Annotated in this window: 9 protein-coding genes; 3 read left to right on the forward strand and 6 right to left on the reverse strand. The window is 48.0% G+C overall.

The window, feature by feature from the left end; translation table 11 throughout:
* Positions 1 to 69: 69 nt before the first annotated feature.
* Positions 70 to 1,461, reverse strand: coding sequence for a S8 family serine peptidase (locus ACYVB1_RS16200; RefSeq protein ID WP_460924832.1), 1,392 nt, complete (start codon positions 1,459 to 1,461; stop codon positions 70 to 72).
* Between the two features lie 735 nt (positions 1,462 to 2,196).
* On the opposite strand from ACYVB1_RS16200, the gene ACYVB1_RS16205 reads away from it, so the two are divergent.
* Positions 2,197 to 2,823: a hypothetical protein gene (locus ACYVB1_RS16205; protein ID WP_460924833.1), complete on the forward strand. Its 627-nt coding sequence runs from the start codon at positions 2,197 to 2,199 to the stop codon at positions 2,821 to 2,823.
* A 74-nt stretch (positions 2,824 to 2,897) separates the two neighbouring features.
* Here ACYVB1_RS16205 and ACYVB1_RS16210 read toward each other — a convergent pair whose 3' ends face one another.
* From ACYVB1_RS16210 to ACYVB1_RS16220, 3 genes are all read right to left on the reverse strand, one after another.
* Positions 2,898 to 4,139, reverse strand: coding sequence for a cysteine desulfurase-like protein (locus tag ACYVB1_RS16210; RefSeq protein WP_460924834.1), 1,242 nt, complete (start codon positions 4,137 to 4,139; stop codon positions 2,898 to 2,900).
* 64 nt (positions 4,140 to 4,203) lie between these two features.
* Complete coding sequence (locus ACYVB1_RS16215; protein ID WP_460924835.1) at positions 4,204 to 5,874, reverse strand: hypothetical protein; 1,671 nt, start codon at positions 5,872 to 5,874, stop codon at positions 4,204 to 4,206.
* A 421-nt stretch (positions 5,875 to 6,295) separates the two neighbouring features.
* Positions 6,296 to 7,636, reverse strand: coding sequence for a M20/M25/M40 family metallo-hydrolase (locus ACYVB1_RS16220; RefSeq protein WP_460924836.1), 1,341 nt, complete (start codon positions 7,634 to 7,636; stop codon positions 6,296 to 6,298).
* Positions 7,637 to 7,937: 301 nt separating this feature from the next.
* Between ACYVB1_RS16220 and ACYVB1_RS16225 the strand changes: the two genes are divergently transcribed.
* On the forward strand, positions 7,938 to 9,239 hold the full coding sequence (locus ACYVB1_RS16225; protein WP_460924837.1) for a M20/M25/M40 family metallo-hydrolase: 1,302 nt from the start codon (positions 7,938 to 7,940) through the stop codon (positions 9,237 to 9,239).
* Positions 9,240 to 9,337: 98 nt separating this feature from the next.
* On the opposite strand, the gene ACYVB1_RS16230 is transcribed toward ACYVB1_RS16225, so the two are convergent.
* Together ACYVB1_RS16230 and ACYVB1_RS16235 are read right to left on the reverse strand one after the other, a co-directional pair.
* Positions 9,338 to 10,318 (reverse strand): acyloxyacyl hydrolase, encoded by a 981-nt coding sequence (locus ACYVB1_RS16230; protein ID WP_460924838.1) that lies wholly within the window; start codon positions 10,316 to 10,318, stop codon positions 9,338 to 9,340.
* Between the two features lie 323 nt (positions 10,319 to 10,641).
* Complete coding sequence (locus ACYVB1_RS16235) at positions 10,642 to 11,691, reverse strand: acyltransferase family protein (RefSeq protein ID WP_460924839.1); 1,050 nt, start codon at positions 11,689 to 11,691, stop codon at positions 10,642 to 10,644.
* Between the two features lie 304 nt (positions 11,692 to 11,995).
* Here ACYVB1_RS16235 and ACYVB1_RS16240 point away from each other — a divergent pair, with 304 nt between their 5' ends.
* Positions 11,996 to 13,024, forward strand: coding sequence for an LLM class flavin-dependent oxidoreductase (locus ACYVB1_RS16240; RefSeq protein ID WP_460924840.1), 1,029 nt, complete (start codon positions 11,996 to 11,998; stop codon positions 13,022 to 13,024).
* Positions 13,025 to 13,330 lie beyond the last annotated feature (306 nt).

Below are 13,330 nucleotides of genomic sequence, written 5' to 3' on the forward strand. Positions count from 1 at the left end.
CTATAAAATCAAAAAGGCCTCTCCGTTTATGGTGAGAAGCCCTTTTGATTATATCTGCTATTATGACAACTATTGGTGCGCCACCGGATAAGATTCTCTAGGAATACGTTTTACATACTTGTCAATGTTAATATTTTTCCCATTCAGGATAAGAAGACCTGCCACATGAGGGGCTGCCATAGAAGTACCACTAAGTTCTTTGTAAGTACCGGAATATTGCCCGTCCGTAATAGTCACAAAAGTTGAGTTTACATTCACTCCTGGAGCAATGAAATCTACAGGTGGTATACCATAGTTAGAGAAAGAAGCCCAAGAATCATCCCAGGTACCATCTGATAAAAGTCTTGTACTCATTGCAGCAACAGTAAAAACATTCTCGTGATTTACTCTGGCAGGTGAATAGTTTTTAGCCGGCATTGCATCATTACCGGCAGCAATGGCAAATAAGACTCTTTTCTCTTTAGCAACCTTTAATACAGCATTATCTAATGTTTTTGAACCTGCTGCTCCCAGGCTCATGTTTGCTACATCCCCCTCTGTTGCATCAGAATAAACAAAATCTAACCCCTCCAGGACATTTGAGAGAGAACCGTTTCCATCTTTGCTTAGCACCTTAACAGGAACAAGTGTTACACCCGGTGCCACTCCTACTACTCCTTTTGAATTTATTAACGCTCCAATGGTTCCTGCCACATGTGTTCCATGTCCATTGCCATCGTTGGGGTATCTGTCTTTCAAATCTTCAGCGCAGTGTGGTGTATTGGTGGGATCATCATCATCTCCATTGATGTCATCACAAAAGGCGTTATAGATTTTGGACCTTCTTGTCTCAACATTCAAATCTTCATGTAAAATCAAATCTCCTTCGCTGTTAGTGAACATCAAAATACCTGTGTCTATTATATAGGCTCTTTTCGATCCCGTATAAGTATGGGTACCACCACCTACACGAGTTATTCCTAAAGGAGTAGTTTGGCTGCTTGTTGAACTCTCTGAAGTGGTTGAAACACCTGCGAATGGCTCTATAAGCCTTACCACCTGGTCCCTCTCGATGTAGGCCACACGAGGATCTGCCAGCAGGGCGTTAGCTTGCGCCGGAGTAAGTTTGGCAGCAAAGCCCGATAAAGCAAACCCATAAGCTGAATAAAGTGCCTGAGTAGGTATTCCCTTTTCATGTAGGATGATATGGCCATAGGCTTTTACTTTCTCTCTTCTCTGCTCGAAACCTTCCGTTACGTTGCTGTTCATCTGGGCTTGTTCATCCTTTAGAACGACAATATAATGGCCATCGATGAATTCGGCCTGACGTAGGGTACCCGACGAGACTGCTGACAATTCAGCATCCTGCGGGGCAACCTCCTCCAGTTTGTTTTCACAGGCCTGGAGGCACAGCGCAAAAGCGGCCACAAGCGTGCTGCCTGCAACTCTTAAAAAAGGGCGAGAGTTAATAAAATTTTTCATGTTTGAAATAAATAATTTAAGGAAGAAAAGAGTTATTCCACCAAGGCAAAACCAGTGTAAAACGGGCGCTATGGCAGGGCCAACAACACTTGCAGGAACAGGATAACATCAAAAACAGAAAGCAGCCCTTCACCAGGAAGAAGCAGAACAGGGAGATCTGAGTGCTTTTGTAGCAGGAAGCAATGCTCCTGTTACAGGTATCTGCCTTTGTGAGGCAGCATCAATCCTGTATTAAATCAAAGATTAGGCTAAAATAAGAATAAATACAGAAAAAAAATACCTATCCAAAGATATTTATAACAAAAAAGCTAAATTTTTAAAAATATTCTTAAGATAAGGTATTAGAGGGAATAGGCACAGCATTAGCACTTGTATAGCACTTCCTGTGTTATGACATTCTATTTTCCTGTTGCTTTCCACAGCAGTGGTGGCGATACCAGTTGTAACTTTTTCTTCATTTGCGCTCGCTATAGGTCGATAGTCGCCCTTTTCAGGAGATTTATAACCGCCTTGTATCCAGTGTGGGTACTTTAACGGTCCTTACGCTACTGTTTGGTTCCAGTATACATCCTTCGGCCTTAGTTGATTTCATTCCTATAATACTGCACATCTTTTCAATTTTGATGCTACTGTGAACACCTTCGCATAGAAACAGTAAAAGAATGTATGTCGCCGTAGTTTCTTTTCACATAGACAAACCTGGCAGCAGGTGCAATACTAAAATATACCGTACAAATGACTTTAAAAGGACTTGAAAGAGATTTTGATGCTTTGTGCCAGCAGTATGAAACCTGGATACATGCGTATGTCTCAGATCGCTTTGACACGCCACTTTTTCACATCTGGCTATCTGACTCAACCGATGAAGATGACAGGAAAGATAAGTTTATACTTTCTAAAGAGAACAAGATCATCACAGCAACTTCCCCTACGAGGCTGCTCAATGCGGTGAAGGACCTGGAGATACCTTTCCCTGACGACAAAAAAACAAGAGAGTGGTTAATCAGGGCTTTTCTGTCGGATCCTGCTCCTTCTGCAGTAATTGATGTCAAATTCATAGAAGAGTCTATAGCGAAGAAAGACATGAATCATACTTTTCTTGAAGAGGGCATGAACTTCATCAACTTGTTTGGTGATCTTGGTAATCAGTTAGAGGATGAAGAATTGCTGGATCTAACCTGGGACAATGCAGCAAGAGACCTGTGGGAGTTTTATTACAATAATATCTTCTGGCCTCGCTGGGGGCATGAAGATACCTTTGATGAAAGTAAAGTTCCTCCGTTTGAGCCGGATTATGAAGAACTGAAAGAGGACTTTGATGTGCTGATACAGGAGTTTGAGAGCAGATTTGACATAAGATAAAAAGGTGCTACTCTCCCCTATTCATAGCCACACAAGGAGGAGCGACGTTGGCGAGAGCAGCACCTGAAATGCCTTTACTTTCTAAGTTGAGTAAGTAATTTCTGCAAGCCTTCTTTAAAAAGCGCTATCTCCTCTGCTGTGTTGTAAGGAGCCAGGCCTATCCGTATCCAGCCGCCCCTGTCGTACACGCCCATTTTTTCCGCCATGGTGGAGGCATAAAAGTCACCGTCGGCAATGCACATGGTATGGTTCTGGGCAAACCAGGCTGTTGCATCCCTTGAATTTATACCGGCAATGGTGAAGGCAAAAGTCGGTGTTTTAAGGGTGCCAGCCGGAGCGCGGTAGAGTGTAATTTCCGGGATGTCATTTAAGAAGCCTTCTATCGGCTCACTCAGTTCATCTTCATAAGCGCCAATCTGCTGCATACCCGAAAGCAGCCGCTCTCTTCGTGTGGCTCCTTCCCCAAGCCCTTCGATAAATTGAATTGCTCCAATCAAACCTGCGATGGCTTCGTGGTTTTGGGTTCCGGTTTCCAGCTTATAAGGAATATCCTGCGGCGCTGGCTTCAACTTATACACTGGCAGTTTTTCAAACAGCGATGCTGCTATAACGGCCATGCCAATATGAGGACCGAAGAACTTATAAGCAGAACACAGCAGGACATCTACACCGGACTGTTTAAAGTCTATGGGCAGGTGCGGCACAGCATGCACGGCATCTACTACACAAATGGCACCTACGTCCTTTGCCCTGGCCTGTATCTTTTCAATATCCGTCACAGTGCCGGTTACGTTGGAGGACATACCCACTGCCACGAGCCTGGTTTTAGATGTAATCAACTCGTTTAGGTTATCCAGGTCCAGCGTGAACGTCTCTGTATTCAACCGAATAAACCGAACCACGGCTCCCTTGTCTTTGGCAAGCGTCACCCATGGATCCACGTTGGCGCGGTGGTCCAACTCGGTCACGACAATTTCATCGCCTTCCTCTATATAAGATGCCAGGCTACGGGCAATAGAAAAAGCAAGCGAGGTCATATTCTGGCCGAAGGCTACTTCGGAAGGCTCACAATTCAGCAAGTCTGCTACGGCACTTCTTGCTTCTGCAATGGTGTCGTCTGTTCTTATACTGGTCGGGAAGGTACCGTGCAGGTTGGCCATGCCGTTCGAGATATAAGCCATCATGGCATCTGCTGCGCTTCCGGCCATTTGCGTTCCTCCGGGGCCATCAAAGAAAATCAGCGGCTTTCTGCTTTCATCTGCTCTGAGGGCGGGGAACGCGGCGCGAACCTGCTGTATCGGGAATGGTTTGTTCATGTGTATGTGCTCTTTTTAGCGTGAGAGTAAATCCAAATTCATGCTTTACCCGCATAAGATAGAGTCACCTCTTTTCTAAATCAAACAAATGCACATTTACCTCCCTTGTTTTGTAAGTTTCTACCTCCTCTCCCATGGAAGAAAACATTTTAACCAGTTGGTACCTCGTATTATCCGGTGCGTAGTACCAAGCAGGCCGCCCGTCAAAATCTCCGATGTTAGACCATACCCTGTTGCTGTAAACCAGCCAGACCCGCTTGTTTTCGTTTAGTTTTTCGAAATCAGCGCTTAATCTTCTGTAATAGTCCTGTTTGTTTTGTGCCACATAACGGTAATCCTTTCCTTCTACTGGCTCAAACCTGAAACCACGCGTGTCTTTGTAGTAGCGGTAACCTACCAGGTTGTTCCAATAGATATAAACGGCATCTCCTTCCTGGTAACGTTCGTCGATATAGGAAAGCGTTTCCACCTGGTACGACTTCTTATAATCCCCGAACACATCTCTGTTTATTACCTGGTGGCTGGCATTTGCCAATGGCCCCAGCAGAAGCAGCGCAGGCAGGATAAAACGTCCTTTTGCTGTTCTAAAGAAAAGGGTTGACAATTCTTCACTGCCCAGCGCCAGAAAAAGAACCAGCACGGGTGCCAGAAAAACGATGAGCCGGTCCATGAAGGGGTACAGTTCCAGCCCCGAAGCCACGAGCACCAGCAGGAGCGGAAAAATCAGCACCAGGAAATGTTTCCTGTCCTTCCGGTAAAAGGCAGGAAAGCCGACAGCCAGCACGGCCAAAGATAAGAGCGACATTCTGGCCAGCACCCGCAGCACCGGGTGTTGGGTTGGTGAAAGGTCCAGCCATGACAAACCAAGCGGGTAATGCAGCACAGAAAAAACCTTCTGCAGGAACCACTTCAAATCGGCAGGCGAAGACGGCGGGAAAGGCATAAAGCTGTGCCGGATTTTAAACCAGTGCAGCAGCCAGGCCGCCTCTCCATGCTTGTGGGTAAACAGCACATACGTTATCACAAAACTGACTAACCACATCGAAAAAGGAATAACGGAGCGAAAGAGATGCCGCCATTCTTTCCTGAGCAGGTAATGCAGGCAAACCCCGAAGGCCATACCTGCCAATATGAAGATGGAAGAAAAAGAGAACCACAGCAGCAGTGCCCCGCCCAACCCCCACAGCACAAGCGAGGGAAGGCCCATTTGTTTATGAAAGCGAATGTAGAGAAACAAAGCAGCCACCGCGGCAAACAGTTCGGTGCTGTACTGTTTGGCTTCTACGGCATGGTAAATGAGAGGAGGAGCCGTTGCCATGACACCCATCGCCACCACCACACCTAAGGGCTTTAAGAAGTAGCGGGCCACTGGCAAAAAGAGAAAAAGAGAAGCAATGCCACAAAGCAATGGAAACAAACGGAGCGCCATTTCGCTGGTTCCGAATACCAGCACCATCAACCGCTCCATCCACAGAAAGCCAAGTGGAGCCTTCTGCTCATACTCCAGCATAGGAGCAGCCAGTTCCAGAAAATCCATTTTTACCAGGCTGGTAGCCAGAAAAATTTCATCTACATACAAAGACCTGTTATCTAAAAAATGGAAAAGCCGGAAAAAAACCCCCATTCCCATCAGGATCCAGACCAGGGCTCTCCATTCTGTGCGTTCACCTACACCTGCCGGGGGTACAGCATGTTTACTGACTTCAGGAAGAGCTACGTTGAAAGAACTCGGCATTGTATTTCAATTTAAATTTTTATTTAAGAAACTCTCTTAAACAGACATTCCGTTTTCTGATATCTTGCTTGATATCAGGTATTAGTAAATAAAGAAAAAACTGCTTAAAAGGCACGATGAAGAGGCTATGAGAATATCTTCATCGTGCCTGTTCATTGTGAATGAAAGTATCTGAAAGCCTTTAACGCTAAAATCAGATTAATAGACGAATTGACTTCACTTTTTAGGGTTTACTGTATACTTTGGTGTAACTGCGTATTAGCCTAGGCAAAGCACTTAATCTCCTAACGGCAACCTACTTAAACACAATATCTGAGCTCCACATTACATTATCAAAGAAAGGCAAAATCCCTCTGAATAAAGAACGGCTGAATACCCTGACGATATTCAGCCGTTCCACTACTAATTATTACAGCAGCTTTTATTTTGAAAAACCAGCCTCTGCAAGCAGCAGGAGCAGCGTGCGCTGTATAGCCAGGTGGCCCTTGTCGTTTATCCACCACTCATCCAAAGAGTGCGCGCCGCCACCCACACCTCCTACTCCTACCGTAACTGCCGGAATCCCTTTAGAGATAGGAGTATTTGCGTTGGTAGACCCGGTAATCAGGTTTGGCTCTACCTTAAAATGTTTGGTAGCGGCAATGGTTCTTTGAACGAGGGCTGTGCCGGGGTCAAGCGTACCAGAGGGACGATCCCCAACCAAGTCAACCGCTACCTCGAGGACAGGTCCACGCCGCTTCGCCTGGTTCTCCTCCTGCAGGGCCCTCTGCACTGCTGCCTTCAAAATCTTGTCGATGCCTTTGAGTCGTTCTGGACTTTCGGAGCGCATGTCCACCTGCATCCATGATTCGAAGGGAATGGAATTCACAGAGGTCCCTCCTCCCACAATACCTACATTGTAACTGGTCCGGATGCCTTCTTTGGTAAACGCATCGGCTTCAGTGGTAAAAAAATGAATGGCTTTGCCTAATGCATGGTGGGGGTTGGCAGTGCCAAAAGCGCCCCAGGAATGGCCTCCGGGGCCTTTAAAGGTGATGCGGTAGCGGAGTGAGCCGAGGCCTACATGCGTGATACGCTCCAGGCTGCCTCCATCCACCGCAATGTAAGCGTCAATGGCGGGCCCATTTTCTCTAAACAGGTGCTTTACTCCTCTTAAGTCACCTAATCCTTCCTCTCCCACTGTACCGATAAACAGCACATCAGCTGCCGTTTCGATGTTTTGCTTTTCCAGCGCCCGGAGCACCGTCAGCACCACGGCCAGCCCACGGGTGTCATCCATGATGCCGGGAGCAAACAGGGTATCCCCGCGCTGCTTTACTTTTACATCCGTTCCTTCCGGGAAAACAGTGTCCAGGTGCGCCTCCAACACAACTGTCTTTTTACCGGAACGCCCTTTTCGTCTTGCAATCACATTCCCCACTTCATCTATCCACACAGAATCGGCTCCCGCCGCCTGCAACATGGCAGCATACTGCTTTCCCCGCTCCTGCTCTTTAAAAGGCGGAGCCGGTATTTCTGTTAGGGTTATATGGTCCTGTATTGTTTGCGGCTCTAACGCCTCGATTGTCTGGAGGGCTTTTTTTACAGGGGCTTTTTTTGCTATTGCTTCCAGTTCGCTTACATAGCGCTTCTCGACAGACACAGGAGTTGCTTTACCCGCACTTGTTTGCGCATAAACAGAAGCAGTATTCTGCAGGATAAGCGACGCAGGCAAAAGTCCGAAAAGCAGCAGTTTTGGTGCCCATGGTAATTGTAAATTCATTTGATATTCAATTTGAGAAAATAAAAATTTTGTAGCGCCCCAGCTTCTAAAGGTACTGCTACCGTAACAAACCCAAAAGGTGGTGATAATTTTGATGATGCACAAGCACTACTGCTCCAGCAGCGCGAAAGCTCCTGTTCCTGATGCCTGCCTTTACTCCATTCAGTTTTGCATTTGCTTCATCCGGCACTTCCTGCCTATCTTAACGCTGGGGATATACGGTGTAGCAGCAGATAGCCATATCGTTTTCCCTTTTTTCATCAAATTACTGGTTTAAAATAGAGTTTTAGATAACTGATACATGAACATCAAAGCCCGCGCTTATTACCTGCTATTGCTTTTTTGCTTACCTGTTCTGGCTGCCTCTGGCCAGAAGCTGACGAAGGATGAGCGGCAAGTCCTGCAAAATGTTACCAAAAACCATCCGGCTGCTGTTACGTTTCTGGAGCAGACAGTGAACATCAACAGCGGCACATTTAACCCGGAAGGCGTGCGCGAAGCAGGCCTGGTTTACAAAAAACTGCTGGACGAGATGGGCTTTACAACTACCTGGGTAGACATGCCTGCCGGTATGAAGCGCGGAGGACACCTGGTTGGAGAAATAAAGGGCCGGAAAGGGAAAAGGCTTTTGCTGATAGGCCACATCGACACCGTGTTTGAACCGGATAGCCCTTTTCAGACATGGCAGCAGCAGGACAGCATCGCCACAGGCCCGGGCACAAACGACATGAAGGGCGGCAACATGGTGATGCTCTACGCCCTGAAAGCATTACAGGAGGCAGGCCAGCTGAAAGACAGGCAGGTTATTGTTATCCTGCACGGGGACGAGGAAAACCCCGGGGCCCCGCTCGACATCAGCCGCCGTGATATTGTGGAGGCTGCCAAACGAAGCGATGTCGCGCTTGGCTTTGAGACAGGCACCGGCTTTAACTATGCCACCGTGGCCCGCCGGGGCAGCAGCAGCTGGACACTGAAAGTAAATGGAAAACAGACGCACTCCTCCGGTATCTTTTCTGAAAGAGCCGGTGCAGGTGCTGTGTACGAAGCCTCCCGCGTCTTAAACCGTTTTTACGAGGAGCTGCAGGAAGAATACCTGACTTTTAACCCAGGGCTTATAGCAGGAGGCACGCAGGTAGGCCTGGATGAGTCAGGCACACAAGCTACTGTTTCGGGCAAAACCAACCTGGTTGCCAACACTGCTTTGGTAAAAGGCGACCTCCGCTTCCTGACAGAGGAACAGAAAAACCGTGCGCGTGAAAAAATGCGGACCATTGTAGCAGAAAGCCTTCCACAAACCAACGCCGAAATTACCTTCACAGACGGCTATCCAGCGATGCCCCCTACTGAAGGAAACATGGCCCTGCTGCAGGTCCTGAACCAGGTGAGCCTGAGCCTGGGGCAGGGAGAAGTAAAGCCTTACGACCCGGGCAAAAGAGGTGCCGGTGACATCTCCTTTATTGCCCGCTATGTGGATGGACTCGACGGGCTGGGTGCCCTGGGTGGCAATGCTCATAACCTGGAGGAGTACGTTCACCTGAATTCTTTAGAAGACATCACGAAACGTACTGCACTCCTGATACACCGCCTGACCAGAAGCAAATAACTCTGTTCTTAAGGCCTTGCCAGATGAACGCAGGATGCAACCCGGTCCCCTCGAGATTTTTAAAACCTGACCTGCAGGTGGCACAGGTCACTGGCAAACTATAAGCGCACCCCTATTCCCCACTCTATTACGTTGGCGGTGCGGGTGTGCACCATGAGCATGGCACTGACGGAGAGGTTCCTGGTTACAGCATATTGTAGTCCATAACGCTGATAGTAGCTGGGGAACAGCCTGTAGGGCTGGTACACATAACGTCCTATCTGTGACACAAAAGAGAGCCTGTGCAGGTGCAATTCATGCCCTATTGTGAGGCCTGCCATTCTTGGGTCCAGTTCTTCATTGGGCGGAGGCTGGGAGATATTGATAAACTCATTGCGCAAAGCAGCATCATGCAGGGCATCGGCTCCAAGCAAAATGCTGCTGGTGCTGCTAACCCGTTTGCTGACATACGCTGACACCGTGTATACGGGGTGTTTCTTGTCTATCCGCAGCACTTCTTTTACACCTGCCGCAAACCTTACGTTTAGCCGAACGCGTTTGTCAACAATTGCCGCAGCGGTATCAGCCCGTTCTATAACCTGCACGTGCCCGGGCTGGTAACGCAGCCCGGCGCCCAGCAGCGGAAAATTCATACCGTTGTTCGGCTTGTTCAGCCCTCCATTGGAAAAGTGGCGGAAAGCCAGGTTCAGGTTCAGGAAGGTGTACGTGCTCAACGGAAATTCATAGCGCACGGTGCCACGAAGCGAGAAGGCAACAGGGCTGCCAATGGCTTTGTTCAACTCGTTTTCCCCGGGAGTATAATAGCGCGTAGCGTAAACGAGCCCGGTGCCCAGGTTAAACCTCAGGCTGCCCTTTGGACCTTCAAGAATAACATTATCCAGGTAAGTAGTCAGCGAAATAGCCTCCCCCAGCTCATCCGGCACGCCATAGTTGTAGTACGATAAGGCGTAGCCTATATGGGGGTACCTGTACCTTCTTTCCCACTCCCGCTTCCCGGTGGTATGCCTGTTGGCATAAACTTCTACTCCAAACGGATGTGTGAAATTAAGCGCTGGCAGGCCGCTTCTGTAGCGGAACAAGGCACCTTAGTACCCGTTCACCCCATAAGACCAGGGTGCTTTGCCGCTGGTTTCATTTTCCTGGGCAAACGCTTCCAAAAAAGAACAAAGCACAGCCAAAAGCAGAAGCACGATACAGCGGTATATACTCTGATAAGAATACCTTACATACATCATAACAAAAGCTTTAAGTTTACCCGGTGCTATGCTTTCATGTACTGAAAGTACGCATTATTTTACACCTGACACTGCCATTTCCTTTGAAAACACAGGCGCTCCAGCGAAAGCATTCGTAAAGCCAGGAAAGGAATCCGTAGTTTCTGTCGCACTGCTTTGGTGGTGCTTTATTTCTTTCGGGACAACATGCCTTTGCTCAGGTTATACGTTGTATCAGTTTTGTAAAACAGGTACCCAATCAGCAAAGCAAGGATTACATCCTGCAGCACCCGGGTGTCTTCCGGAACCAGGCCAAAGTAAACTATCTGGATAAGGAAAATGTGGTAAGAGGCCTTGCCAAGAACAGAAAAGAATTGCAGCAACTTGTTATCGGAGTTAACCGGTAAAGCCCCGAAAAGTATCCATACCATAGCCGCCGCGTATCCGAATGTCAGTACGCATTGTGTCTGCCATGTTGCCAGGACATAATCCAGTTTTAAATCTGCATACACCATCCTGTAAAGGTAAAGACAGCCTGCTGCGGCAACTGCCATCAACAGTGAGAACAAAGCCACTCTGAACGGCTGTAATATAGCCCGGGACAGCACCAGGCCAAAAGCAATGGCCGAGAAATAACGTGGCAAGGCAGCGCTGTATAGAAAGTCCCTGCTCATGAAAAAAGCTGACTGGCTACTCCAAAGCAGAAACAGCACTTCCAATACAACCAGCAACACGACTGTTAATGCAGGCTGCCGCTGAAACAGGTAGTCAATGATGGGGAAGAAAAGGATGCTTTGTAATATCAGCGTCACGAAGTAATTGCCTGGCCCTGTAAGAGGTAACAAACCGATGAGAAGGTAGGCATTAAAATCAAGCTTCTGCTCGTTGTAAAGCAAAAGCCAAGTGAAACCCGCCAGCACAGCAAGGCCATATACCCACAGCAAAGGAAATACGATTCGTTCCGCTTTTTTGAGGAAATACCTGGCGGTGTACAATGATGATAGCTCCGGTATTTTACCTGAAAAGTTCATCCCCAGGTTAACTCCCATCAGGACTATAAACACAGGCACCGCCTGCCAGATGTGGTAGATGGCATAGGATGCCAACAAAGCCTCATTTTCTAAAGCATGCAGCAGTATGACCGAAACAATGGCCAGGCCTTTGGTAACATCAATCTGCTGAAAACGCTTCTGTGACCTGGTAGAATGATGAATTAAAGTGGAATCGGCTGAAGGCATAGTACAGGTATACACGGAAGCACATGATGGGTTACACATGAGGAAGGCCGGACAGGCATTTGTCATTCAAACCGGGCTAGCATCGTTTTCAAGTAAAAATGTTAAAAGATTCAAATGCCCCGGCCACCATTCAACCCGCTGCTAATCTGGGCACTGTTCTCACCTGGGCGCCGGTTCAAAGCGGCTCGTGCCACTCACTTTGGAAAAAGAGAATAACTTTATTTCTCCTGCTTTGTTATTAATGCTTTATGCATCCATAACCCTTGTCTGATTCGTTAGACTTAAAGAAAAGATCCTAGTCCAAATGAAAGATACATCAAATAAAAAACAACTCACTGACATTCCTTTTTCTATCCTGGACCTGGTGCCTATCCTATCCGGCAAAACAGCTTCCGACTCCTTTAAAACCACTGTGGACCTGGCACAACATGCCGAGCGCTGGGGGTTTAAACGATACTGGATGGCGGAGCACCACAACATGCCGGGTATAGCGAGTTCCGCCACTTCTATCCTGATTGGCCACGTAGCCGGGAATACCTCTACCATCAGGGTTGGCTCCGGGGGCGTGATGTTGCCAAACCACGCACCCCTTGTGGTTGCCGAACAGTTTGGCACCTTAGAGTCGCTTTTCCCTGGCCGCATTGATTTAGGAATTGGCCGTGCCCCCGGCACTGACCAGATGACCGCTATGGCCCTGCGACGCGACCTGCACGGCGCTGTGGAAGACTTCCCGGACAACGTACAGGAAATCAGGAACTATTTTGCCCCTGCTCCGCCTACAGCACGTGTTCGTGCCATTCCGGGAGAGGGTTTACAGGTACCCATCTGGCTGCTGGGGTCCAGCACCTATGGCGCACAACTGGCCGGCATATTGGGGCTGCCTTACGCGTTTGCGAGCCACTTTGCCCCGGCCAGCCTGCACGCAGCCCTTAAGGTTTACCGCGAAAGCTTTCAGCCATCCGAGGATCTGCAGGAGCCTTACGCCATGGCCTGTGTGAATGTAGTGGCCGCCGATACCGATGCCGAAGCCAATCACCTTGCCACCACACTTTATACCTCTTTCCTGAATGTGGTAAGGGGAACTGCAAGGCAAATGCAACCGCCTGTTGATAGCATGGACGGACTGTGGGACGCGTCAGAGAAATATAACGTGCTGCAAATGCTCCGCTATTCGTTTATCGGGTCACCGAAAACGGTAAAAGAAGAAATGCAGGCGTTCCTGGATGAGACACAGGTAGATGAAATCATGGTCGCTTCCCATATTTTCGACCACAAAGCAAGGCTTCACTCCTATGAAATCCTTTCGGATCTGCAGAAGAAAAAAGAAAGCTGACACTACGTTGTTTTCAGCCCAGTTTAAAACAAAAGCCGCTCAGAATCATACTAAGCGGCTTTTGCTTTTGTGGCAGGTGCAGCAACATCAAACACTATGCTGTCCCCTTCTGTTAACCCCGTGCACAAGTGCGGTAAAAAACTGATAAATATCATCCTAGCAGATGATGGCCAGCATCGTTGTTTCTACCCTTTCCGGCTAATATTGTAGGCTTACCTGAAGTTCGGCCATTTAAAAGTTGTAAAAACTACTAACTTTAAATGGAATGAAAAAGACAAAGTTTACCGAGACACAGATTATCAAGGC

The organism is Pontibacter brevis (genome assembly GCF_054779655.1).

Excerpts from the sequence above, each read along its gene's own strand:
- ACYVB1_RS16200 (WP_460924832.1), bottom strand. The coding sequence starts at position 1,461 with ATGAAAAATTTTATTAACTCTCGCCCTTTTTTAAGAGTTGCAGGCAGC.
- ACYVB1_RS16205 (WP_460924833.1), top strand. The coding sequence starts at position 2,197 with ATGACTTTAAAAGGACTTGAAAGAGATTTTGATGCTTTGTGCCAGCAG.
- ACYVB1_RS16210 (WP_460924834.1), bottom strand. The coding sequence starts at position 4,139 with ATGAACAAACCATTCCCGATACAGCAGGTTCGCGCCGCGTTCCCCGCC.
- ACYVB1_RS16215 (WP_460924835.1), bottom strand. The coding sequence starts at position 5,874 with ATGCCGAGTTCTTTCAACGTAGCTCTTCCTGAAGTCAGTAAACATGCT.
- ACYVB1_RS16220 (WP_460924836.1), bottom strand. The coding sequence starts at position 7,636 with ATGAATTTACAATTACCATGGGCACCAAAACTGCTGCTTTTCGGACTT.
- ACYVB1_RS16225 (WP_460924837.1), top strand. The coding sequence starts at position 7,938 with ATGAACATCAAAGCCCGCGCTTATTACCTGCTATTGCTTTTTTGCTTA.
- ACYVB1_RS16235 (WP_460924839.1), bottom strand. The coding sequence starts at position 11,691 with ATGCCTTCAGCCGATTCCACTTTAATTCATCATTCTACCAGGTCACAG.
- ACYVB1_RS16240 (WP_460924840.1), top strand. The coding sequence starts at position 11,996 with ATGAAAGATACATCAAATAAAAAACAACTCACTGACATTCCTTTTTCT.